The following is a 23,978-nucleotide window of genomic DNA, read 5'->3' on the forward strand; positions in this document are numbered from 1 at the left end:
CACACCGCCAGGCTCCCAATACGAAGAAGGGCTATCCAAGTGGATAGCCCTTTTTTGTTGCCTGCGATTTAGTGTCTTCTTTTTTACTTTCCACCTGACCAGGTAGACTACGCAAGTCATAACTACTGCACCCGCAATGTTTCCACTATGTTGGTGATGATAGTGATGTTATTTATTCACAAGTTTACAATCATTCGCTGATACAAATGTGAAAATCCTGTAAAGTCAGATAGATAAACTAGCTTGATGGTCTTGATAGGAGAGTGGTTAATGGATAAGCGACTATACGAGATCGATCTCTATCGATTTGTAGCTGCGGTCATGGTGCTGGTATTTCACTATACCTTTGTGGGCTATATGTTGGATTATGCCCCTGGTATTCGCTTTGATGCCATCGGTGAGTTCAGTCGCTATTTTTATCTGGGTATCAACTTTTTCTTTATCATCAGCGGTTTTGTTATCTTGATGAGTGCTAAGGATGGTCAGCCTGGTAAGTTTTTCATTTCCCGCTTTATCCGACTCTATCCGGCTTATTGGATTGGCGTGCTCTTAACCGCTAGCTGCATTTTGTACTTCAATCAAAGTCAGTTTCAGGCGTCATATGCTGAACTTGCAGCCAATGCCACTATGTTTCAGGCTGCTATGGGGATAAAACACATTGAGTCTGCCTATTGGACATTGTGGATAGAGATGCAGTTTTATCTGGTGATGTTTGCCTTGGCCTGGTGTGGCTGGCTGCGCTTTATTCTGCCATTGATTGGTTTGTCGTTGTTGGTTTGTACGGTTTCGCTGTTCACTCCCTGGGGACCAGCATTTGATCTTTGGAGCAACGCGTTTCCTCATTGGTGGGGATACTTTGCAACAGGCTGCCTTCTCTACCTTATTCGCAAAGATGGGCTGGATCTGGTGAAGTTTTTCTTGTTGCTAATGGCGTTAACTTTCGTCATCTGTCAGAACTGGTTATTTACCAGCATGATGGAAGGTTGGTATGGCACAGCGTTCAATGAATTTATTATCCTTGGGCTGAATCTGGTGTTTTTTGCTTTGATGTTATTCAGTGCACTGGCACATCAGCATCCACTGAGAAATGTCAGGTTTGCTGCCTGGGGAGCACTAACTTATCCCTTGTATCTGATTCATCAAAATATTGGCTATATGTTGTTCAATGCCTATGGCCAGTATGTTCATAAGTACGTGCTACTGTTTGCCACAGCGTTACTGATGTTACTTATTGCCTATGTTATCCATCGTTTTGTCGAGCAGCCCCTGGCTCCTTTGCTTAAAAAGTACTTAACCTTATGGGTAGTGCGCAATAAAAGCGAAGCTAAGCAAAGCAGAAGCGTGCTGGACTCGTACTGAATCCGGCATTGGAATAGGGGAAAGTGTCGGTAGCTGACTATGGGACTTAGAGATATCATCCGAGGATGTATCGAAGTGGTACTAAAGGGCTTCATCCAAAACAAGCTTAACCCAGCGTCTGAGATACTCAGCTAACTGGCGTTTGCCGGTTAGGCCATATTCGGCACAGATAGCCAGGCGATCCCAGCCCTGCAGCACATAACGAGCGGCCGCTGCCGCACCTAATTGCTTTTTACTGTGAGGTTGGGTTAGCAGCGTTAGCATGGCCAGATGGAGGTTCTCCAAAGGTTGCATGCCGGCTGCGAAGGCGGTCAGCAAGCGACGCTCATGGATGCTGAGTGGCTGAGGTTGGCAAAGTATGCCGGTAAGTTGCAATACGAGAGCACTGTCCAGTTGCCTGAAGGTGCTGGGTAGTAAGTGTTGTAGCTCTCTGCAAAAATGCGCTAAAAGCTGGTGTTGCCAGTATTCTGCCTGTTCGTTTAGCGCATACAGCATTAATACACTGTGTTCGCCACTGGCGGCATCTAGTTTGTGACCCAGTCGCACAGGCGCAAAGCCTGCCTTGTGCCAGAAGGCTAATAATTCATTAGTGGCGCCGTAGGCGGTGCCCAAACTGTCGACCCCCTTTATTTTGGCGTATACAGCTAACTCTTTCAGCATTCGTAGTCCATGTCCTTGCCTGCGATACTGTGGATGCATAGCAATACGCACAATACGCCAATGACTTAAGGTGGCCAGCGCCGGTTCGCAAAGATAGGCACTCAGGTTTTGGGCCAAAAGATGCCCTTGTACACGTCGCTCTCCCTGACTGATAGGTTCTGCCAGTGCTGTTAGCGCGTTACCGCCTTCGCTTTGTACCAACATGGCACCTAATAACTGGCCTTGCTGTTTCAGCGAGTATAGTTGTAAATCGGGGGCATCCAGTATGCGCTGCAAGTCGTCAGGGCTGGTCTGATAATGGGCATTGACCAGCAATTCAAAAATTTGATGCAGTAGCTGAGGACTAGATGCTAGTTGTTCGGCACTGTGCTGATGTAATTGCAGCGGCTCGGTGGTGGGCGCCTTGTTGGCTGGTGCATCCTGCATAAGTAAGGCATCAAGCCAAAATTGCTCCAGGCAGTCACCCTCATGCCAGCGCAGCGGTGCGCTTATATGCAAGCTTCGCCATTGTGGGCGCTGAGTTTGCAGGTAAGGTTTGAAGCGAATGTCGAATCCCCGACCGCTGCCCTCATAGCCGTGAATAGTCGAAGAAAATACCAAACGATTGTACTGATTCAGCAGGCGCTTCAATTGTGGGGCTGGAATGGCTGCCGCTTCGTCAATCAGCAGTAGGTCGGCTGGCGGCCGTTCTTTTAACAGCACATCCACCGGCACAAACTTAAGGCTGCCTTGTTCGGTTTTGATACATCCATTTTCGCTTTGCTGCCTGCTACCAAGTTGTTGCGAGGCATGAGTAAAAGCTTGCGCTACCGCGTCAATGTGCGGTGCAGTCATTAAAACTTGTTTACCCTGCTTGAGCAATTGCGCTGCAGCTAGGCCTAATGCCGAGGTTTTGCCACGCCCCCGATCGGCAGTCAGTACCAGAGGCCGGTTTCGGTGTCCGCATGCCACCTTGATAATGGCTTGCACAGCCAGTTCCTGCTCTTGACTGGCATAGGGGGAGGCTAGCTTTGTTGTCTGGGCGTTTACTGGTTGGTTTACCCCGTTAAAGCTATCAGGGTGCAGTATTGCTACGTTTTCATTATGTTGAAGCTTATGCTGTAGCCACTGACAGAAAAGCCCTGAATGTTTCTTGACGCCATAGGATAGTTTGCCAGTGAGCCCGCGGAGTTCTTCTGCCCACTGTTCTTCAACTGGTGCCAGCAGTACCATTAATCCGCCACGACGCACAGTACCTGACAAGGCGACCAACGCATTGGCGCTGACGCCAGCACGTAGATCATAAACAACATTATCCCATTCGCGGCCAAGCTGCTGTCGGTAGTTCTTGCTGAGTATCTGTCCCTCACCCTCACCAACCCAAAGCGAGGCCGTACCTGAGGTAAGCGCTTGCGCTTGTTGACGTGTCCAGTCCGGCGATCCTTGGATCACCAGCAACTGGCGATGAAATACTCCTTGTTTGCGCTCGTTGAGCCAGGATTGAAAAGCGTGTTGCACGTCGGCCTTATGGTCAGATAACTGGTATACTTAGGCCCTAGTTTATCCTATAGCTGTAGAGGAATTCGAATGCGCTTTTTATCTCGTCGCCTGGTCATGCCCAATGACCTTAATTATGCCAATGCCCTGTTTGGTGGCCGGGCGTTGGAATGGATTGATGAAGAGGCGGCGATTTATGCCATTTGTCAGTTGGAAAGCAATCATCTGGTGACTAAACATATTGGCGAGATCAGCTTTGAGTCTCCCGCGCTGCAAGGCGACGTCGTGGAATTTGGTCTGGCGACCAAGAAAGTCGGTCGCACTTCTATCACGGTCTCCTGCCTGGTGCGTAACAAAGCCACCAAGAAGACCATCTGCTTTGCCGACGATATTGTCTTCGTGCGGGTTGACCCCGATACCCGCTTGCCGGTGCCCCATGGTAAAACCATGGACGAACTGGAAGCGCAGACTCATCAGGAACTGAAAAGTTTGAATATGTTGGGCTAGCCCACCTTATGCTTCGCACTAGTATCAACTTCAGCGAGCTTATCAATATCCAGTTTGTGGTTGATGTTGAGATTGCTTGGTCGTAAATGACTAGCCAGGATAACGATTCTGTCCTTTGCTGCCAGGTTGATACTGTCGGCCATCAGGCTCTGCTGATGGCTGTCCAATCCCTCAAAAGGTTCATCCAGACACCAAAGCGGCGCATCGCTTAGCCAGGCTCTGGCCAGATTCAGACGTTTCAACTCGCCGCCGCTTAATCTGCGTCCCGTGTCTCCTAGCCAGCTATCCAGACTATCTTCTAAATGGCTCAGGTTGGCGCGGCGTAGCGCCTCAATCAAGGTTTCATCACTTGCCTGTGGATTGGCTATTTTCAGATTGTCCCTGAGGCTGCCTGCCAAGCAGGTAGGCTGTTGTTCGGCAAAATACCAGCTATCAACTAAGCCCTGGTTAAGTAACTGGTTATTGACCATACGCTCTCCATGATAGGGAATAAATCCATATATGGCTTGCAGTAAACTGGTTTTTCCTGAGCCGGAACTGCCTTGCAGCAGCAATAACTGACCTTGCCTTATACCCAGGCTGACTGGTGGTAGCGGCCTGTTATCTACTTTCAACCTATGGATATTCAGCTCTTTCAGCGGTATATCTAAGGCTTGGCGCGTCAGCTTATGGACGGCCAGGTGAGTTAACTGTGATTTTCCATTCAGGTAATCCGCCAGGGCGGGTTGAGAGCGTAGGGGGCTTGCTAACCAGTCCCGTGCGCTTAACAGCAGCATTATGGGAATAAGTAAGGTTGCTTGCCCAAACAGCGCTTGGGGTACTTGTAGCAGTATGCTGGTGAGTAGCATCAGACTTAACAGATGTAAACGCCATACGGCATTGTCGCCTCGAGCCTGAACAGCCTGCTGTGCCTGCCACATTAATGATGCATCTGGTAGCGTCAGGTTAGTTTGTAAATGCCATAAAGAACAACTCGTTAGCTGGCTATTACTGTAATGCCTGAATGCTTGCTTTTGTTTTAAGAGCTCCTCACTGTCGCGCAGCGCTTTTATGCATACCCAGCCAAAACTCAGTGTGCCGCCAATAAGTAACGCCCAGCCATACACCGCCATTGGAGGGAGTAACCACAGCAAAGTGAGCTGACTAATCAGCATCATTAAGATTACACCAGCATGTTGTCCTATCCAGGCAACCCACAATGCTGCTACGGCTTCGGTATGCTGAACCAAGGCTTCGGTACTGGCATCTTGTTGCGGTAAGCGACTGTTTTGCAGACGTTGGAATAGCGCTAAGCGTGTAACAGCCAGTCGGGTTAGTAGTTGTTTATGGCCAAGCCACATTTGGCCGTAACCTGAGGCAATACGGATCAACGCCAATGCGCGGATAACCACTGCAGGTAACATGTAGTTAAAGCCGGGCGCAGCGATGGCACAGGCAGCGATAAACCAACTGGAAAAAATCAATAAGATCAGGCCGGCAGTGACATGTATGGCGGCCAACAGCGTGGCCAGCAGATTTGATTTCATCGGCTGATCACCTCCAGGTTATCTGTTTGCCAATGGCGGTTAAACCACGCTTCTGGCAGGGGCTTATGAGAGGCCCACACCAGCGTTCGTTCGGCCAGTTGTTGCCTGAGCAGCTGGCAGAGTCGCTGATGTTGCTCGTCAGTCAGGTGGGCGGTGGGTTCATCCAATAAAACCAGTGAGGCGTCAGACAATAAAATCCGTGCTAAAGCGACGCGCTGAGCCTGTCCCCCGGATAATGGCGGATGTTCCCCCATCAATGTCTCCAGGCCCTGGGGGAGATTGCTGGCCCAATCATGTAGCTCAACTTGCGAGAGAATATCCCAAAGCTTTTCGTCGTTGTGCGTCTGCCCCAGACACAGATTATCGCGCAGACTCTGCGGGGTAATAATAGCCTGTTGGGTTAATAATACCGCTTGGCCCTGCATTTTATGACTGCATGGCCGCTGTCCAAGTAAACATTCCAGCAACAGGGTTTTTCCACTACCGGAGGGACCCGAGAGTTGCACCCAATCTTTGGGGTGTAAGACTAGTCTTTTGGCATGTAGCCGGGGATGCTCCGATTGCACCGACAGCCACTCCAGCCCCGTAAAATGTCCCTGTGGAGAAGGGGGGAGCGGCATGTCTAAAATGGGTTTTAGTTCGGCGGCGCCAGCTTCGGCGGCGGCCTTTTGATGATAAAGGCGGCCCAGCGTTTTCAGTTCACTGAAGCAAAGGGGAGCGACGAGTAGTATAAACAGCCCTTGTTGCAGGCTCAGCTCCGGACCAATTTGCACTTCGCCTAATAGATTGAAACCCACAAACACCGCCACCAAAGCCACGGCTAGGGTGGCAAAAAAATCCAGTACGCTGGAAGATAAAAACGCCAGGCTAACCACGTTCATGGTGCGCTGGTTTAAATCATCGCTGGCGTTTTTCAGCAAGCGTTGTTGGCTGGTATGCGCCTGATGCACCAGGAGCAGGTCGGCAGCTTTTAGACGGTCGGCAAATAAACTGCCCAAGCGTGTCAGTGCCGCGAAATGTCGGCGATGCCGAGTCGCCGCGCCACTACCTACCAGATACATAAATAAGGGCACGACAGGTAAGGTAACGAACATTAGCAGGGCTATCAGCCAACTGGTAGGCCACAGGCACACAAGGGCCAGTAAAGGGGCTAAAACCGCCAGTTGCTTTTGCACTTGATAACGGGTGAGAAAGTCTGCAGTGGCAGGAATATGCAGCGACCATAATTGCTGCCAGTAAAAATTAGGCTTTTGACGCACTAAGGCCAATTGCCCTCGCAAGAGTTGCGTATGCAGCTGCGCTTGTAAACCTTGGCAGAGCTGTAAGTGTGTGCGTTGGGTAAGTTGCTGTTTCAGATAATCGAACACTAGCCATAAGGCGGCCGTCAGTACCACACCCTGCAGGGTAGCGGGGGCTGGCGGCTGTTGATTGACGATGAGATCGTCAACCGCAAGGCTAACAAACCAAAATAAACCGAGCTGGCAGGTAAAACCCGCCAAACCCAGAATTGTCAGTAAATGCAGGGCGCCGCGCGAGGCGGCCCCCTGCTGACTAAGCCACTTTGTCATACTTAGTCCGGCGGCATGCTCAGTCATTTCTGTCCATGTCTTCGGTGGACTCCAGCCACATGGCATTGATAATGCCAAAGGCACAGGCCAGCAATACGCCAAGTATCCAAGTGAAATACCACATAATAGATCCTCCTAGTAAATCGCATGGCTTTGGTTCAGTTCGGACTGCTTGATGCGTCCGCGCATGACCCAAAAGCTGTACGTGGTATAAGCCAAAACAATAGGAACAAAGATGCAGGCAACGGCAAACATAACCTTCAGCGTCAGCAGGCTGGATGTGGCGTCCCACATGGTTAGGCTGGCATTAGGCATAGTGGAACTTGGCATCAAAAACGGGAACATGGAGAAACCCGCGGTAAGGATAATGCCGGTCATGCAGAGTGCGCTACTGACAAAGGCCCATCCGCCGCGTTTTTTCAGCGAGAACAAAGCACATGCCAGACCGGCTGCAATACCCAACAGCGGAGCAATCAGCATCCAGGGGTAGCTGGCATAATTGCTCAGCCAGGCACCACTTTGCTGTTCAACCGTTTTAGTTAATGGGTTAGATGTGGCATAAGGGTCAATGGCTGAGGTCACCACAAATCCGTCTACTCCAAATGCAATCCAGATTCCGGCTAGAATAAACAGCACGACAGTCACAAGGGACAGCACCACGGATACTGAGCGAGAGCGCGCCAGTAACTGGTCGGTGGTTTTTAACTGCAACCAGGTGGCACCATGGTTGAGCAACATGGTGACAGACACCAGACCGCAGAGGATAGCAAAGGGACTTAGCAGACCAAAGAAACTGCCGGTGTAAGTGGGCCTGAGGGTGTTATCCAGCTCAAAGGGAACACCTAATAGCAGGTTGCCGAAGGCCACACCAAAGATAAGGGCAGGGATCAGTCCGCCAGCAAACAGTGCCCAGTCCCAGGTTTTTCGCCAGGTTGCATTGGGCAGTTTACTGCGGTAATCAAAGCCAATTGGGCGCATCCATAAGGCCATTAGCGTTAAGGCCAGGGCCAAATAGAAGCCTGAAAAGGCGGCGGCATAGATCATCGGCCAGGCTGCAAAAATGGCGCCGCCGGCGGTAATAAACCACACTTGGTTACCATCCCAGTGCGGGCCAATGGTATTGATCATTACCCGTCTGTCCTGATCGGTTTTTCCTACCAGGGTCAAGAGTGCACCAACACCTAAGTCAAAGCCGTCGGTAATGGCGAAGCCAATCAGCAGGACGCCGACCAGTACCCACCAAATAACACGCAGTACTTCATAATCGATCATGCTTGTGCTCCTTTGATGTCGAGGTCTAATTTATCCTGCTCGGCTTGTTGGGCAAGGGCAGTAGGCCCTTGTTTGGCAAACTTTTGCATTAGGTAAAAACCGATAATAAACATCACCAGGTAGAAACTGGAGTAAGCAACCAGAGTGATAATGACATCGCTTACAGAGAGATTAGATACCGAGGCGTGTACCGGCAGTACCTCCGCGATGGACCAGGGCTGGCGACCAAACTCTGCGACAAACCAACCTGCTTCACAGGCGATCCAGGGTAAGGGTAAACTGAACAGTGACGCCTTAAGTAACCAACGCGGCTTGGTAATCTGGTGCTTGGTGCTATACCAGAAGGCTGCGGCAAAGAGTGCGAGCATTAAAAAGCCGCAGGCTACCATCAAACGGAAACTCCAGAACAGCGGGGCTACCGGAGGAATACTGTAGTCCACTGCTCGCTGAATAGCCTCCTCGCTGGGGTTGGCCACATTTTTAGTGAAAGGCTCAAGCAGCATGGCATAACCCAAATTGTCCTTGTTTTGTGCAAAGATGGCCAACTCAGCCTCGCTTGCTTGTCCAGTTTTGACTTTCTCCAGCAGACCATAAGCTTTGGTGCCAGCGATGATCTTGTGTCGGTGCTCTTCTTTCAGTTCACGGATCCCCATCACTTCTTCATCTAAAGAGCGAGTTGCAATTAGTCCCATCACCCAGGGAATCTTCACGGCATACTCGGTTTTCTCAAGCTCATCATTGGGGATGCCAAATAGCGTAAAGGCTGCGGGTGCTGGCTGAGTTTCATATTCAGCTTCCACCGCGGCTAATTTCACTTTTTGCACGTCGCCCAACTCATAACCGCTCTCATCACCCAGTACAATCACTGACAATATTGAGGCCAGGCCGAAGCTGGAAGCAATGGCGAAAGAGCGGCGAGCAAAGGCTATTTCACGGCCTTTAAGCAGGTAGTAACTGGAAATCGCCAGAATAAACATGGCACCAGTGACATAACCGGCCGACACAGTGTGAACAAACTTCACCTGAGCCACCGGGTTGAAAATCACCTCGGCAAAGCTGGTCATCTCCATTCGCATGGACTCAATATTGAATTCTGCACCTACCGGGTACTGCATCCAACCATTGGCAATCAAGATCCACAGAGCTGAGAAGTTCGAGCCGATTGCCACTAGCCAGGTCGTGGCAAGGTGCTTGACCTTGGACATTTTGTCCCAGCCAAAGAAAAACAGGCCGACAAAGGTCGACTCCAGGAAGAACGCCATTAACCCTTCAATGGCTAGCGGTGCGCCAAATATGTCGCCTACATAGTGTGAGTAGTAGGCCCAGTTCATGCCAAACTGGAACTCCATGGTCAGACCGGTGGCCACACCCAGCGCAAAGTTAATGCCAAACAGCTTGCCCCAGAACTTGGTCATCTGTTTGTATATCTCCTTGCCGGTCATAACATAGACCGACTCCATAATGGCTAGCAAAAAGCTTAAGCCCAGCGTCAGCGGCACGAAGATAAAGTGGAACATTGCCGTCAGTGCAAACTGCCAGCGCGAAAGTTCGATGAGTGTTTCGTTCATAGCCAAACCCTCATAGCAGACTCCTTGTGAAGGTGGTGATTGATTTTTTTTAGAGGATTACTCTCTCATTGTGGGTATCAGCAAGTTTTGATCCATATCACCACAGAGGTAAGACATTCGTGTGAATGCGCTATTTTTTCTGCTGAGCGGGGAGATAAACTGGCACAAGCTATGATGTTGAAGATGAATGTGACTGACAAAAATGTCAGGCTATGATGCGGCGCTTCCCTGAAGCGGAGTTTAATTTGCTGGCAGGTGGCGTGTCCGAAGTGCATCGATTATTAGATAGTCCCGGAGAAGTTATTGTTATCTAGAAGCTTGTTGTTCCGAAGTATCCCTTTTGACTGAGTAGTGACGGACAAAAATGTCCTGTGCTTGGTTTGTCAATTGTGTCAGTATTTGCTTGGTGTTATTGACATATATGGCGTTTATGAACCTTTCGATTATCCAATCCATGATAGATGCTCTGGATAAACCAGCCATTTTTATTCGCCCGGATTATTCTATCCAGGCAGTAAATCGTGCCTACCTGGACACTTATAAACAGCCGGTCAAGCTTGGTCATAGCCGCTGTCATGAAATTTCTCATCACCTGGCTGAGCCTTGCGATCGTCATGGGGAAGAGTGTCCATTGCTTCATTGTCAGTTGCATGGTCGCAGCACTAGTGTGGTACACGTGCATCACACCCAGGCAGGGTTACAGCATTGCGATATTCTGATGCGGCCGGTGCAGGATGAAGATGGCATGACCCTTGGATACTTAGAAATTTTAAACAAGGTGGAATTCGCCGCGGCAGGCGCTGGAGTGAATAAAATGGTTGGGGTATCGGCCTCATTTAACCGCATGCTGAACTTGCTCAATCGGGCTGCCTCGGCTGATATCAGTGTACTGTTACAGGGCGAAACCGGCACGGGCAAAGAACTGGCGGCCAGAGCCGTGCACGATGCCAGTCATCGTCATGACAAACCCTTTGTAATCATCGAATGCACCGGGCTTAGCGAAGCCTTGTTTGAAAGCGAGTTGTTCGGGCATGAAAAAGGTGCGTTTACCGGCGCCAGTCAGGCCAAAAAAGGCCTAGTGGAGCTGGCCAACGGTGGCACTTTGTTTTTTGATGAAATTGGCGATGTGCCGCTGAATATGCAGGTGAAACTATTACGTCTTCTGGAGACTCGCACTTTCAGAGCGGTGGGAGGGCTACACCCAAAACGCAGCGATTTTCGTTTGGTCTGTGCATCACATAAAAACCTGCTGGCAATGGTAGAAGCGGGCGAGTTTCGCCAGGACTTATATTACCGTATTGCCGGATTCCCCATACAGTTACCAGCACTGCGTGAACGACCCGCTGATATCCCTTTGCTGGTGGAACAGTTTTTACTGACAGGCACAGAGCGCAAGCATTTCTCGCCTGCTGCGATGCAGGCGCTTTGTGCCTATAGCTATCCAGGCAATATCAGAGAGCTGAAAAGTATTGTTGAGCAGGCAAACCTGGTTGCGAATGAAAGGCAAATTCAACTGGAAGATCTTCCGCAGGTCTGTCAAACGGGTGTCAATGCGCAGCAGCAGACAGAGATTCGCAGTTTGGAGGAGCTTGAAGGAGATTACTTAGCACAGCTTTGCGAAAGGTTTTCCGGCAGCTTTGAAGAGCTGGCAAGTGCCCTTGGGGTGAGCGATAGAACCTTATACCGTAAGTTACACAAGTTTGGTTTACGCTATCGCTAACCGGCCAGGATGGATTTCTTTACGCTCTTCAGGCCGGTAGTTCAGGGCAGAACTTATCTTTAAGTAACTGCATAAAACGCAGGGTATCCGGGTCCTTAATGCTGTAGTAGATGGTTTGTGCTTCCTTGCGGCATTGCACTAAACCTTGCTCCCGCAATACGGCCAGGTGCTGGGAAAACGCTGAGGCACTGAGGCTGAAGGTGCTGTGCAACTCGCCGACATTCAGCTCTCCGCTGGCCAGTCGGCAGAGGATCTGCAGTCGGTGCTCGTTACCCAATGAACGAAGAAATGCAGCGGCCTTGCTGGCTTCATCTTGATGCAATTCAATGTTGGTCATGGTTGCCCCTATACAACAAGCGCGGCACGCACAGGTGCCGCACAATCTTTTATTTACCAGCCCTGGCCAGTTCTGCTTCGGTTTTAAATCCGAATACCTTACGCAGTACAATGGTTGCCGGACAGAAACCGGTAAAGGACTGCTGGAATAAATTGGCACCGATAAATACGGTAAACCAGACAAAGTTGGGGTGTACCCAGACCGTCAAGGCGACGGATAATAGCACCATAAAGCCGGCAAAGGCAGTCAGGGCTCGTTCTGCACTCATTTTACTTCTCCTCAAAGTGAATTGTTGTTGAACGCTGTGTGGCTAGTTTAAACCTCTGTACCGTCAACCTCAGAAGCTGTATCTGGCACGCAGCCAGGCGTTATTGTTGTCTTTGAACTGGCCAAAGAAGCTGTGCTGTTTTTCGGCGAAAAACAGATTAAATCCCGCCGCCCATGACCAGTTATCGTCCAGTCGATGATGTAAACTGGGGCGCAGATAACCATCTTGGTCGGAAGGCGAGTAGAAGCTAAACAGCGATAAGGTCAGATCGTCCGAGGCATTGCGCCAGGTGAGCCGGTTGGTCAGCACCACCCGATTCTGCTCCTTTTCCCATTGTGGAAAAGGTGAATTAGCTAACAGGGCCGCATGATCTTGAGTGTGTTCGAGGTACAATTGAAAGCCGCCGGTTAAACGTGTCAACAGCTCCTGTTCATACCCCAGCAATACGCGCCATTGGCTGTTCGCTATATTGGGATTGTCGCCGTTTTCGTCCTCCCGGCTATCATGGAATGCCAGCTCCGCATTGAATAAACCCGCTCCTAACGCCTGGCGAACTGAGGCACCTAGCACCCGCAGACGACCGAAGGTTGGCAGCCCTTGAGAACTTATACTCTCCGGACTCTTGCTATAGCCATCATAGGCGTAAAAGGCCATCTCCCGGCCATCGAAGTTCTTGAACAGCCTAAGCGCCCATTCGTCCGAACTTGGTGTGAGGGCATTAAAGCCTGGCGCTATAATGCCTCCGGCCCATGGATTAAAGAACGAAAAGTAGTCGCCATTAATATAGTTATCCGGGTCAAACTTTGGCGTCCATACCAGGTCGATATTCGCCAGGTCAAAATAACCGGACACCTTTAGGGCATCAGAGGGCGCTTTAAGGTATTCATCGTGGCGGCCGGTAAAAAAGGATTGCCAGTCTTTGGGAAACAGGTCGTTTAAAAACACATAGTCGCCGGTTCCCCAGGTAAGAATTTGTCGTCCTGCTTTAACATCTATATGTTGGCCAAGACTAAAGGTGGCCGACAGCTCACGAAACTGGCCGCGCCATTGTTGCTGAACACCGTCATACCAGCCATCCGCTTTGGCGGTGACAGCAACCTGCTGCCACTGTGTGCTTTTCTCCAATCTAAGTCTGGCATCGGCCATACTGATGCGCGGATTCCAGAGGCTGGATGTAAGCCTGCTGCCCACTGCCAGTTCAGCAAAACCTTGTACCGGCAGGGCGACGCTGTCTTCTTCCCAGTCCATATCCCAGTCGTCCTGCGGCGGCTCTTGTGCCGCCACGCTAAAGCTGACTAAGAGCGCAAGTAACCTGATACGCGTCATCATTAGTCCCTCAGATTAAGCCAGTCCCGGGGAGGGGTACGCAAACTGCGTTCAGAGAAAATATCCTCAGGTAGGCCAAGATCGTATTTAATAAAGCGAAATTGCATTTCGGTCTGACCGCCACTCAGTAAATCCTGTACTCTGGAATGCGTTACCGTGGGGTGGCCGTCAATATTCTCTACCTTGAGAGCGTCGACTTGTCGGTATTGGCGCCCCTGATTATCAAAAAAGCGAATTTGTACCGGCAACATACTGGCTTTATCGATCTTCACTTCATAGCGACTGAATTCTACCGAGGCTGGATCCTTGGCTTTGCCCTCCAGAAGATAGTGATCGTCGTTTTGCGTCAGTAAGCTAAAATCATCCAGCTCGGTGTTGCGCCCAGAGACATCTTCATAGAAGAAATGTGAGCCAACAAAGGACGTTCGCTTATCACCGGCCGAAATGCGCTTAACCAAGTCCAAGCCAGGTAAGTACAGCCAGCGGTCATCATCGCTGTCAGTGTGCTTGACCACTCTGAATACCGTATCGCGAACGTCGGCCGGTTGGGAAAAGAACACCATCATATCCTGCGCGCCGCCATCGACCTGGTCGCGTCGCAAAATGGTGAACTGGCGCATCTGTTTGCGACCCTGATTGTCGGTGATGATCATGCGCGCCGCACTGCGGCCGTCATCACCAGCATAATAGGCTGTCAGCTCGGCTTGCTTGACGATATCGCGAGCCTCTTGGGCTTGAATGGGACTGGCCAAAGACAGACCGCTCAGAAGTAAAAAAACTGCGTTTTTCATCATCAATTCTCCTTATCAGGCTTTAAACAGCCAGGGACGTAACAGGCTTACCAGCGACGGCAGCATAATCAGTGTTACCAGCGCCGAAATGGCCATGATGCTGGCTAGAAATACTCCTACTGTAATGTAGGGCACTAGTGGCGCAAACAGCAGCGGCGTAAAGCCCATGGCGATAACGATGGCGTTGCGGCTGATGGCCCGGGCCGGTTCTTCAAACATCAGCGACAAGGTGGTTTGCCAATCTTTATGCTCGGCCCAGGTGGCGCGAAAGCGCTCAATAAAGTGTATGGCAAAGTCCACCGATAAGCCCAAGGTCAGTGATGAGAGCACGGCAATGGGCATGTCATAGTCTTTACCAATCCAGCCGATAAGGCCGTATATCAAGCTGATGGTCAGGGTGAGTGGCAGCATGGCCAGAATGCCGAATGCCAGTGAACGGAACAGCACAACCATCATCACCAATACCATAACAAAGGCGCCAATCAGACTATCCAGCATGCCCGCTACCATTTCTTGCTGCCACACCACGTTCAGGTAAGCTTTACCTGCCCAGTCCAACTTCATATCTGCCGGCAGAGGGTTGGCCTGCACATAGTCTTCAACCAGTTTGACCACCCCAGTCATATCTTGATTGTCGCCACTGGTCAGTTGCAGCCAGATCAGGCTTTGACGGTAGTCCGGGGTAACAAAATGCCAGAGATCTTGTGGGCGATGCGATGACTGGTATTGCAGTAAGGTTTGCGCCACCCCATTGGCTGACTCAGGCAAGACAAAATCCGTTTGGTTGCCAGAGCGCAGTTCGCGATTCACTGTTTTAACCACATCCGACAGGCTGTTTGATTTACCTACTAAACCACTGTCTTGCAGGTGAAGTTGCAACTGACTCATGTAATCCAACACCGACGGGGATAAGAAGCGCTTGGATTGACTGGATAAGGCTTCCAGTGTGCTTTGTGCAGCCAACAGCTGATCCAGTTCGTATTCGTCACTCAGTTCGAAAGATTTATCATCAACGGCCAGCAACAAAGCCGGCAGGGTGTTGCTGTTGTGTTCTAAGGCCTCGGCTTGTTGACGCAACCAGGAGCGGGTTTCCTCTGATATTTGCTTATCTTCAGCCACGTTGGCGATAGCCTGAATAGCCTTATGGTTAACATTATGGGTATCACTCAAGACTAAAAAGGCGTCATAAGTACCGGCAAAGTGTTCATTTAAGACGCGATCGGCAATACGTAATTCATGGTCAGACTTGAACCAGCGTACCGGGTTATCATTGATATTAATCATGTTGATGCCGTATACCGACAAGCCAAATAGTGCGGCAAAGCCTAATAACCAGAGTTTGGCATGGCTGCCGGCCAGTTTACCTAAGGTGCGCAATGCTGGGGTAAGTTTAGAGTCGGCCTCTTTAGGCAGCTTTTCTAACAGGCGGCTTAGAGACTTATCGCTTAAACCTGACAGATAAGCAGGCACAAAAATGACGGTAAGCAAAAAGGCCAGCATAATGCCGCTGCCCACAAAGGCGCCGAACACCTGAACCGGTGGAATCGGGGTTAGCATCAAGGACAGGAAACCCACGGTGGAGGTAACCGAGGTAAATAACATAGGGGTAAACAGGTGTCCCATTACCTGGCGAATGGTGTCACTGGCTTGCTGCCCAGGCTTATGCCGGTCAGCAAATTCCGACAGAATATGTACCGAGTCCACCACGGCGATGGGCATCAGGAAAATAGCGATCATGGAAGACATGATATGTACGGTGAAGCCCATACCTATGAGCGCCCCCATAGTGATCATAACAGTGGCCATAGCCACGATCATGGCGGGCAGGATAAAGGGCACATTGCGAAAGAAAACCCACAAAAGCAGGAAAATCGTCAGTCCCGCCAGGGGTGCAGAGATACCCATCTGGACAAACATCTCATAGCCGAACCTGTCCTCTGCCACAGGCAGGCCTGTGATATGCCAGTCATCCTGACTAGCTAAAGTGGCAATATGGGCTTTGAGATCGCGGGCAATGGCGTAGCTTTGATTTTTGTCGACTATGGGCACATACAAGGCCGCCGCTTTACCATCACCGGAGACCAGCGTGTTACGTAGCAGCGGCAGTTTTTCGGCCTGTGCTTGAATACGTTTAGCACCAGCAAGATCCGTAGGGGCTGACTTCATCATCCACTCAAAGCGTATGGTACCTGGCTCGGCCTGAGTGATATTGTCTACGTTGGCCAGAGACATCAAATCCGCCTGCACTACACCGTCAATGCCCGTTGCATACTCGGTCAAATCAACCAGTGCAGCCAGTGTTTGCGGGTTGTAGATGCTATGTTGATTCACCACGCCGACCACAATAGTGTCATGCATGGCAAAGGTGGTTTTTGCCTGATTGTGGAACAGACGCTCGGGATTATTGGCATTGAGCATATTCTCCGGATCGGTATCGATCTGGATCTTGGGAAGCTGTGCGACGAACGCCAGCGTCAGTAACAGCAAACCCCAATATACCCATTTGCGACGATGGATAGCGAAGTTCAAAAGTGCGTTGACCATAGGGGCCTCTAATATCAGTAATTTCTAATTTAGAATATTGCGAAATATAGCGGACAAAAAAACATCTGTCATTATTTATTTCGTGTTTTGCTAAAGTATGCTTTGCGAGATAGGAGATAGGAGATAGGAGATAGGAGATAGGAGATAGGAGATGCGCCCCCCAGAGTAGGGGCACGCATATATTAAGGCCTGAATGTAACAGTATCGATATTTGAAAGGTAAGCTGCCCTAGGGCATTTCGATACGTAGATCGGCTTTCTTCCAGGCTTCAAAGCCACCTTCTACCGAGTAAACCTTGGTAAAGCCCATACGCATCAGCGACTCAGCGGCCAGTGCTGAGCGGGCACCACTGCGGCAATACAGATAAATCTCTTGTTCAGCCAGCTCTTCTAAGGGCGCTTCGGCCCCTTTTGCTTGTGGGAGGTTGGCCAAGCTGGTTTCTAAAATTCCTCTGGGCAAATTAATCGCACCGGGTACAAAACCTTGTTTGTATTCATCGGGCTCACGAACATCCAGCACAATGATGGGATGGGCTAATTGGTGCTCCAGGGTGCTGATAGGCACTTCCTTGATATGCTGCTTGGCTTCTGCAACCAATTGTGGGGCAGTTTTAATCATATAACCTCCAGTAGACTGTGTCCGACAATAAACAACGCAATAATCATTAATAACAGGGCAAAAACGCGACGCAAACGTTGTTGCGGCCAGTTTGCCGACCAGTAGCGCCCCGACAGGCTGCCAGCAATGCCCAGTGAACTGATGGCGAGCAGCAAAGGCCAATCCAGTTGCCAGCTTGCTTGCATGGACAAGTTTGCCATTAAGGCTAACGCCGCATTACTGAATATCAACAGCAAGCTGGTGGCTCTGGCATGGAAGAAATCCAGACCGGCAAAGCGAACTAAAATCGGTAACAGCATAAAGCCGCCTCCTGCGCCGGTAAAGCTGGTCAAGGCGCCGGCCAGAACACCGGCTACAACAGTGATATAAGGGCCGGCTTGATGTGTCTCTGTTTCTTTATGTCGCCACATGGCGCGCGCTGCCACTAACATCAGGGTGGCAAAGATAATGAGTTGCAGCAAGGGGGGAGCAAACTGTGCAGCATACGCACCCAGATAGCTACCCAAGGCGCCGCTTACCGCTAATTGAAAAGCCGCACGCCAGTTAATCTGATGCTTGGCGGGGCTGAACAGCAAGGTGGCCAGGCTGATCAGCGCCACAATAAATAGCGAGCCCACAATGGCCTGCTTAACATCCTGACCTGCGAGATAAACCAGCAAGGGCAGGGCAAGCACCGAGCCTCCGGAACCTAATATTCCCAGACTCAGACCAATACCGGCGGCGGCGAAAAGGGCTAGCTGCATCGTTATCTCTCTTTGGAATAAGTTTATAACCTTGCGTTGTATGTTATTTCGTGTTTTGCTAAAGTTCAAGGCGAAATATTCATCGGGAGTGATTTATCATGACACTGCATGTGGAAACTTTTTTTCATCAGGACAGTTCAACCCTGACTTATGTCATTCATGATCCACATAGCCTTGAGGCGGCCATCATTGACCCGGCTCTGGACTTTGACTACGCATCCGGGCGCAGCCAAACAGCTTTTGCAGACAGCCTGATTGACTATGTTGAGACGCAGCATCTGCGAGTGAAGTGGATCTTGGAAACCCATGCTCATGCCGACCATCTAACTGCCGCCCAATACCTCAAAAGTCAGTTGGGTGGGAAAATTGCCATTGGCCAGGGCATTGCCAAGGTGCAACATACCTTCCAGGGAATATTTAATTTGCACGACAGTTTGCAAACCGACGGCAGTGATTTTGACCATCTGTTTAGTGAAGGTGATCATTTCTTCCTTGGCGATATTCAAGGACAAGTGTTGGCAACGCCCGGGCACACTAACGACAGTTTGAGTTACGTCATTGACGGCAACGCCTTTGTGGGAGACAGCCTGTTTATGCCGGATGCGGGCACGGCGCGTTGTGACTTTCCAGGTGGAAGCGCAGCGCTACTTTATCACTCGGTGCAAAAGCTTTATGCGCTCGGTGATGATACGCGTATTTATGTCGGACATGACTATCAGCCAGAAGGTCGTGCGCTGGCTTATATGGCAACAGTAGCCGAGCATAAAGCGCACAATATCCATATCAGCAGTGAAACCAGTGAGGCAGATTTTGTGCATAAGCGTCAAACTCGCGATGCCACGCTAGCTGTACCGCGCCTGATTGTGCCCAGTATTCAGGTCAATATCCGGGCCGGAAAATGGCCAGCAGCGGAAGACAATGGACAGGTCTACTTAAAAGTACCGGTTAACTTGTTAGGACGTCCCAGTCATTAAGTGTAAAGGCCCGACTGACTATCAGCCGGGCCTTTGATACCAGACTAGAGAATCGACTCAATCGGCAATATGCCAGATAGCCAGGCGCCAAAGCGGCGCAGAAGCGAGGCGTCGGGTTCGCTGTTCAAGCATCTGTCATTGGCAAGATCCAGCCAGATAAGCTGACCTTTGTCTGTCAATTGCACTTTGTAAGCAAGCGCCGGCAGTATAGTGCCGATGTTCTCGCCGACCAGACTGGCAAGGGTTGGCTGATGAATAAAGATACCCATCTCTGAATTAAGGTTGGCGGAGCGGGGATCAAAGTTAAATGAGCCAACAAACACTTCCTGGTTATCTATCACAAAGGTTTTTGCATGCAGACTAGTGCGACTGCTACCGGAGAGCCGGGTTTTAGGCTTATCGATGGGATTGACGCGGATCTCCCATAAGGTGATGCCAGCCTTAAGCAGGGCTTTACGATAATGTGCATACCAGCCATGCACGGCAAACACATCGGTAGATGCCAGGGAATTGGTCACTATGGTGATATCGATACCTTGCGTTGCCGCTTTTATCAGGGCCTCTGTACCGCTTTGGGAAGGAATAAAATAGGGCGAGATGATCAGCAAGCTTGATTGGGTTTTACTGATAACCGCACCTATCTGGTGAAGCATTTGCGATGTGGGGGCATTCCTGCTGATTTTGCCCGGGTGATCAAAAAACAGCTCTGCTTCACCAAAGTACCAGGCTGACGCTTGCTGCAGTTGCCTTATGGTATCTGAATCCAGGGCCGTTACAGGGCTATCAAGCTGCTGCTTGAGCATAGCTTGCCAACTTTGTAGGGTTTCAGTGTGGCGTGAACGACGAGTTGCCAGACCTGCAATATCTGCACTCAAAGGCGCGTTCCAGTACAAATCGAATTGCTGACTGATTTGTTGAACCACTGGCCCGATAGCGGTGAGATCCAGGTCGCCAAAAATGACGTTGGCATTATTCAGTAAATACTCATCACCAATGTTCCGCCCACCGACGATGGAGATCAAGCTATCTACGGTGAGGGACTTGTTATGCATACGACGGTTTTGCTGGTCGAGATTGAACAAAATGGCCAGATTTCGAAATGCTCTGTTGTAAACCGGGTTGAAGAGCCTGACATGTACATTCGGATGGCTGTCTAAGCTAAGCAAATTATGATCGCTACGTTTTTGCCAATCATCCAGCAGCAGGCGAACCCGAACACCGCGCTCGGCAGCCTTAAGTAAGGCTTTGGCGATCATTTTGCTGGTCAGATCATCACGGAAAATATAGTACTGCAGATCGACACTGACCATGGCGCTGTTAATCAGCGCCAGCCTGACATCCAATGCGCTCTGGCTGGTGGTTAACGGGTAGACGCCGGTGGATTGTGGCGCTTGGCGGCTTAATACTTTGATGGGATCCGCCAAAGGCCCTTCATCCGGCGCCGCCATGGCCATGCTCGGTGGTGAGGGAGCTAGCTGTGGCGGGGATTGGCACGCGGCAAGGGGAGTCATACAAATTAGTAGCATCAGCCTATTCATTCAATCTAACCAGCGGTGTAAGTGGTATCTGGTCTAACAGTTAAAATCTTCAGGGTCAATGCCGGGCGCCGTTAGTGACGGGGATTCGGGGTGCTTCCCAATAGATTTATTAACCGTTTTGTTGATTTGTCACAGACCGATGATACATTGCCTGCCTTTGGGAATGCATTAGGCTACTTATGAAATCGTCTGTTTCACAGATTTTTGCCCGCGGTATGTTGTTCAGTCTGCCGGTGGCAATTACCTTCGGTGCCTTATACTGGTTTTTTAACTGGTCTGAATCCTTGCTCAGTGTGCCGCTAAGTTATCTGCTGCCCCAGGGCTGGTATGTGCCGGGAATGGGCGTGGTATCCGGCCTGGTGATTATTTTCCTGCTCGGTATTCTGGTTCAGTTATATCTGGTTAAGCATCTGTTTCAGTGGTTTGAGTCGGTGCTGGAACGTATTCCTTTGGTAAAAACCTTGTATGGCAGTGCCAAAGATATTTTGAAGTTGTTCTCTGGTTCCAGTCAGGACGAACTGCAAAAAGTGGTGCTGGTCACCATGCACGAAGATATCCGCATGATTGGTTTCGTAACCAATGAACAAATCGATTTCGCCGGTGACGACGACATTATTGCTGTGTATGTGCCGCTGAGTTATCAGGTGGGCGGGCATTTGCTGTATTTACCACGCAGTCGCTGTGAGCCTTTGGATATGCCGGTACAAAAAGCCATGCAACAGGTGCTGACGGCGCACATTAGTCAGGCGAAGAACAAGAAGTCATAACCAAATTGCTATAGGTAAGGCCGCTTTCTTGCCTAGGCAAAGGTCGGCTTGCCCTGTTACAATTCAATCCGGCTCGACTAAAGAGCCAAAGCCAAGGGGTGCCCACCTCCCTAACCGGAGAGACGGCTGAGATGTTGCTGTGATATCAGCACAAACCCTTACACCTGATCCGGATAATACCGGCGTAGGAATGGTTACGAGGTTTTCCTCCAGATTTTGTCCCATTGACCTGCCGTTACCCCGGATCTTTTCCTGCTGTGATGAGAAGATCCAATGCAAACTAAATACCTTTACTTGTCCCTGGCCGTAGCGCTGGCATGTCTGCCTGTGATGGCCGAAGAAACCAATGCCGAATTGCAGGCCGTAGAACACATTGTGGTGACCTCGGATTTTGCCGTACGCAACCTGCAAAATGTGCCGGCCAGCATTTCCGTGGTGGGCCAGAATGAAATCACCGCCCGTCAGGCCCAGCATCTAGAGCAAATTCTGAGTGTGGCGCCCAATGTCAACTTTGCCAGCGGCGCGTCCCGTGGTCGCTTCGTGCAAATTCGCGGCATTGGCGAGCGCAGTCAGTTTGCCGAGCCGATTAATCCATCGGTTGGGGTTGTCATTGATGATATGGATTTTTCCGGCATTGCGGCGGTGGGCACGCTATTTGATGTTCAGCAGGTAGAGGTGTTGAAAGGCCCGCAAGCCACCGAGTTTGGCGCCGCCGCCCTGGCTGGCGTGATAAAAATCCAGACCATGGAAGCGGGGAATGACAGCCCTAGCCGAGTTAGTCTGAGCCTGGCTGAGAATAACACCTGGTCTGCCGGTTTTGCTCATGGCGGCGAACTTAGCGATAAGTTGCTGTATCGTGTGGCGGCCCAGCAGTACAAAAGTGACGGCTTTATTGAAAACCAATATCTGGGCCGTGACGACACAGGTAATCGCGATGAGCTGACCAGCAGGCTTAAGCTGAAATATCTGGCCAGTGACAACCTGACCTTGGCCCTTAATTATCAGTATTTTGATATTGATAACGGCTATGACGCCTTTACCCAGACTAACGACGGTAAAACCCGCTCCGATCAGCCGGGGTATGACCGTCAGCAAACTCATGCACTGAGCCTTAAAGCCGACTGGCAACTGAACTGGGCAACCTTAAGTGCCATCGGCAGTTGGTCTGACTCCGAGATGCAATACGGCTATGACGACGACTGGTTGTATGATGACTATCCTGGTGGCTATACCGCGTTTGACGCTTACGCCCGTGAACGTGATACCCACAGTCTGGAGCTGCGTCTGGCGTCTTCTGCTACATCCAAGTGGTTTAACGACACCACCGAATGGGTGGTGGGTGCCTACAGCAAGAAAGTGGACGAAGTGCTGACCCGTGAATATGACTATCTGGATGGTATTTTCCGCAGTGATTATCAGCCGGACAACCAGGCCTTATACGGTCAAACTATCAGCCAACTGAATGACAAAACCCGCCTGACAGTGGGGCTCAGATACGATCATTTTGAGATTGATTATCTGGACTCGGATGGTTTTGTCGCCAGTGTCAGCGACGACATGCTGGGCGGTAAGCTAGTGCTTGATCACCAGGTTAGCGAGCAAACCATGGTGTACGCTGGTATCAGCCGCGGCTATAAGGCGGGCGGGTTTAATGTTGATGACCAGGTAAGCAGCAGCCGTCGTAACTATGCGCCTGAGTACAACTGGAACTACGAGCTGGGTGTAAAAGGCGCCAGCGCCGAAGGCGATCTGACCTTACGGGTAGCAGGTTTCTATATGCAACGTAAAGATACCCAGGTGAGTGACTATGAGTTAGTGGCCTCCAGTGGCCAGGCGGCCGAGTTTATCGACATTATTGCCAATGCCGATATCGGCACTAACTATGGTCTGGAAGTGGAAAGCCGCTGGCAGTTGAATAACAGCCTGGGGCTGTATGCCAACCTGGGGTGGCTGCACGCCAGCTTTAAAGAATACACCAATGCCAAAGGGGAGTTTGTTGATAAGCGCGACCAGGCGCAATCCCCGCGCTACACCTTTAATGTCGGCATGGACTGGCAGTTGACCGATGACTGGCACTGGCATTTGGAAGCCGACGGCAAGGACGGGTTCTACTTCTCGGACGGACATAATGAACAAGCTGGTTCACAAGTGCTGGTGCACAGCCGTTTGAGCTGGCAGCAGGGTGACTGGAGTTTGTCTTTGTGGGGGCAGAACCTGTTTGACCGCGAATATCATGTGCGCGGTTTCTACTTTAATAATGAACCCGAAGATGGCTACGACCAAAGTAAGTCCAAGCTTTATACCCAGCTGGGCGATGGCCGGATGCTGGGCATAAGTCTCGATTACTTGTTTTAATCTAATGTGCCCGGCAGGGAAGCCGGGATGTTGCCAGGCTGGCGTTCAGGAGGTCTAACCT

Annotated in this window: 20 protein-coding genes and 1 riboswitch; of the genes, 6 read left to right on the top strand and 14 right to left on the bottom strand. The window is 50.5% G+C overall.

Annotation, left to right across the window (positions count from 1 at the left end; genetic code table 11):
- Window positions 1-270: 270 nt before the first annotated feature.
- Window positions 271-1,359, top strand: coding sequence for an acyltransferase family protein (locus IEX02_RS14400; RefSeq protein WP_188696643.1), 1,089 nt, complete (start codon window positions 271-273; stop codon window positions 1,357-1,359).
- Window positions 1,360-1,440: 81 nt separating this feature from the next.
- On the opposite strand, the gene IEX02_RS14405 is transcribed toward IEX02_RS14400, so the two are convergent.
- Window positions 1,441-3,516, bottom strand: a complete 2,076-nt coding sequence (locus IEX02_RS14405) for a tRNA(Met) cytidine acetyltransferase TmcA (protein ID WP_188696646.1) — start codon at window positions 3,514-3,516, stop codon at window positions 1,441-1,443.
- A gap of 69 nt (window positions 3,517-3,585) precedes the next feature.
- On the opposite strand from IEX02_RS14405, the gene IEX02_RS14410 reads away from it, so the two are divergent.
- On the top strand, window positions 3,586-4,002 hold the full coding sequence (locus IEX02_RS14410) for an acyl-CoA thioesterase (protein WP_188696649.1): 417 nt from the start codon (window positions 3,586-3,588) through the stop codon (window positions 4,000-4,002).
- On the opposite strand, the gene IEX02_RS14415 is transcribed toward IEX02_RS14410, so the two are convergent.
- Genes IEX02_RS14415 through IEX02_RS14435 form a run of 5 tightly spaced genes read right to left on the bottom strand, consistent with a single transcriptional unit; the run spans window position 3,999 to window position 9,936 of the window.
- Complete coding sequence (locus tag IEX02_RS14415) at window positions 3,999-5,528, bottom strand: ATP-binding cassette domain-containing protein (RefSeq protein WP_188696652.1); 1,530 nt, start codon at window positions 5,526-5,528, stop codon at window positions 3,999-4,001. The two genes, IEX02_RS14410 and IEX02_RS14415, sit on opposite strands and share 4 nt — an antisense overlap.
- Complete coding sequence (locus IEX02_RS14420) at window positions 5,525-7,096, bottom strand: ABC transporter ATP-binding protein/permease (RefSeq protein WP_188696654.1); 1,572 nt, start codon at window positions 7,094-7,096, stop codon at window positions 5,525-5,527. Before IEX02_RS14420 ends, IEX02_RS14415 begins: the two co-directional genes overlap by 4 nt.
- 19 nt (window positions 7,097-7,115) lie before the next feature.
- Window positions 7,116-7,220: a cytochrome bd-I oxidase subunit CydX gene (gene cydX, locus IEX02_RS14425; protein ID WP_102796560.1), complete on the bottom strand. Its 105-nt coding sequence runs from the start codon at window positions 7,218-7,220 to the stop codon at window positions 7,116-7,118.
- 11 nt (window positions 7,221-7,231) lie between these two features.
- Entirely contained in the window at window positions 7,232-8,368 is a 1,137-nt protein-coding gene (gene cydB, locus IEX02_RS14430; RefSeq protein WP_188696657.1) for a cytochrome d ubiquinol oxidase subunit II, read from the bottom strand.
- Window positions 8,365-9,936, bottom strand: coding sequence for a cytochrome ubiquinol oxidase subunit I (locus IEX02_RS14435; protein ID WP_188696660.1), 1,572 nt, complete (start codon window positions 9,934-9,936; stop codon window positions 8,365-8,367). Before IEX02_RS14435 ends, cydB begins: the two co-directional genes overlap by 4 nt.
- 430 nt (window positions 9,937-10,366) lie before the next feature.
- Between IEX02_RS14435 and IEX02_RS14440 the strand changes: the two genes are divergently transcribed.
- Entirely contained in the window at window positions 10,367-11,656 is a 1,290-nt protein-coding gene (locus IEX02_RS14440; RefSeq protein ID WP_229702236.1) for a sigma-54 interaction domain-containing protein, read from the top strand.
- A 28-nt stretch (window positions 11,657-11,684) separates the two neighbouring features.
- Here IEX02_RS14440 and IEX02_RS14445 read toward each other — a convergent pair whose 3' ends face one another.
- The 7 genes from IEX02_RS14445 to IEX02_RS14475 all read right to left on the bottom strand — a co-directional run bounded on the left by IEX02_RS14445 (window position 11,685) and on the right by IEX02_RS14475 (window position 18,283).
- On the bottom strand, window positions 11,685-11,993 hold the full coding sequence (locus IEX02_RS14445; RefSeq protein WP_188696662.1) for an ArsR/SmtB family transcription factor: 309 nt from the start codon (window positions 11,991-11,993) through the stop codon (window positions 11,685-11,687).
- A 49-nt stretch (window positions 11,994-12,042) separates the two neighbouring features.
- A complete protein-coding gene (locus IEX02_RS14450) occupies window positions 12,043-12,261 on the bottom strand; it encodes a YgaP family membrane protein (RefSeq protein ID WP_188696665.1) in 219 nt (72 codons plus the stop codon).
- Window positions 12,262-12,330: 69 nt separating this feature from the next.
- Entirely contained in the window at window positions 12,331-13,590 is a 1,260-nt protein-coding gene (locus IEX02_RS14455) for a hypothetical protein (RefSeq protein ID WP_229702237.1), read from the bottom strand.
- Window positions 13,590-14,378: an outer membrane lipoprotein-sorting protein gene (locus IEX02_RS14460; RefSeq protein ID WP_268237430.1), complete on the bottom strand. Its 789-nt coding sequence runs from the start codon at window positions 14,376-14,378 to the stop codon at window positions 13,590-13,592. Before IEX02_RS14460 ends, IEX02_RS14455 begins: the two co-directional genes overlap by 1 nt.
- A 15-nt stretch (window positions 14,379-14,393) precedes the next feature.
- Window positions 14,394-16,922, bottom strand: coding sequence for an efflux RND transporter permease subunit (locus IEX02_RS14465; RefSeq protein ID WP_188696671.1), 2,529 nt, complete (start codon window positions 16,920-16,922; stop codon window positions 14,394-14,396).
- A gap of 228 nt (window positions 16,923-17,150) precedes the next feature.
- Window positions 17,151-17,540: a rhodanese-like domain-containing protein gene (locus IEX02_RS14470; RefSeq protein ID WP_229702238.1), complete on the bottom strand. Its 390-nt coding sequence runs from the start codon at window positions 17,538-17,540 to the stop codon at window positions 17,151-17,153.
- Entirely contained in the window at window positions 17,537-18,283 is a 747-nt protein-coding gene (locus IEX02_RS14475) for a sulfite exporter TauE/SafE family protein (RefSeq protein WP_188696674.1), read from the bottom strand. Before IEX02_RS14475 ends, IEX02_RS14470 begins: the two co-directional genes overlap by 4 nt.
- Window positions 18,284-18,381: 98 nt before the next feature.
- Between IEX02_RS14475 and IEX02_RS14480 the strand changes: the two genes are divergently transcribed.
- Window positions 18,382-19,257: an MBL fold metallo-hydrolase gene (locus IEX02_RS14480; protein ID WP_188696677.1), complete on the top strand. Its 876-nt coding sequence runs from the start codon at window positions 18,382-18,384 to the stop codon at window positions 19,255-19,257.
- A gap of 44 nt (window positions 19,258-19,301) precedes the next feature.
- Here IEX02_RS14480 and IEX02_RS14485 read toward each other — a convergent pair whose 3' ends face one another.
- Window positions 19,302-20,783, bottom strand: a complete 1,482-nt coding sequence (locus IEX02_RS14485) for a phospholipase D family protein (protein ID WP_188696680.1) — start codon at window positions 20,781-20,783, stop codon at window positions 19,302-19,304.
- Window positions 20,784-20,974: 191 nt separating this feature from the next.
- Between IEX02_RS14485 and IEX02_RS14490 the strand changes: the two genes are divergently transcribed.
- Both IEX02_RS14490 and IEX02_RS14495 read left to right on the top strand, forming a co-directional pair.
- Window positions 20,975-21,562 carry a DUF502 domain-containing protein gene (locus IEX02_RS14490; protein ID WP_188696683.1) on the top strand — a complete coding sequence of 196 codons (588 nt, stop codon included), beginning with the start codon at window positions 20,975-20,977 and terminating at the stop codon, window positions 21,560-21,562.
- Between the two features lie 84 nt (window positions 21,563-21,646).
- Window positions 21,647-21,770, top strand: a riboswitch (TPP riboswitch).
- A 65-nt stretch (window positions 21,771-21,835) separates the two neighbouring features.
- Window positions 21,836-23,917: a TonB-dependent receptor gene (locus IEX02_RS14495; protein ID WP_229702239.1), complete on the top strand. Its 2,082-nt coding sequence runs from the start codon at window positions 21,836-21,838 to the stop codon at window positions 23,915-23,917.
- Window positions 23,918-23,978: the final 61 nt, after the last annotated feature.

Origin of the sequence: Bowmanella pacifica, from assembly GCF_014645355.1 — a bacterium.
Lineage (GTDB): Bacteria > Pseudomonadota > Gammaproteobacteria > Enterobacterales > Alteromonadaceae > Bowmanella > Bowmanella pacifica.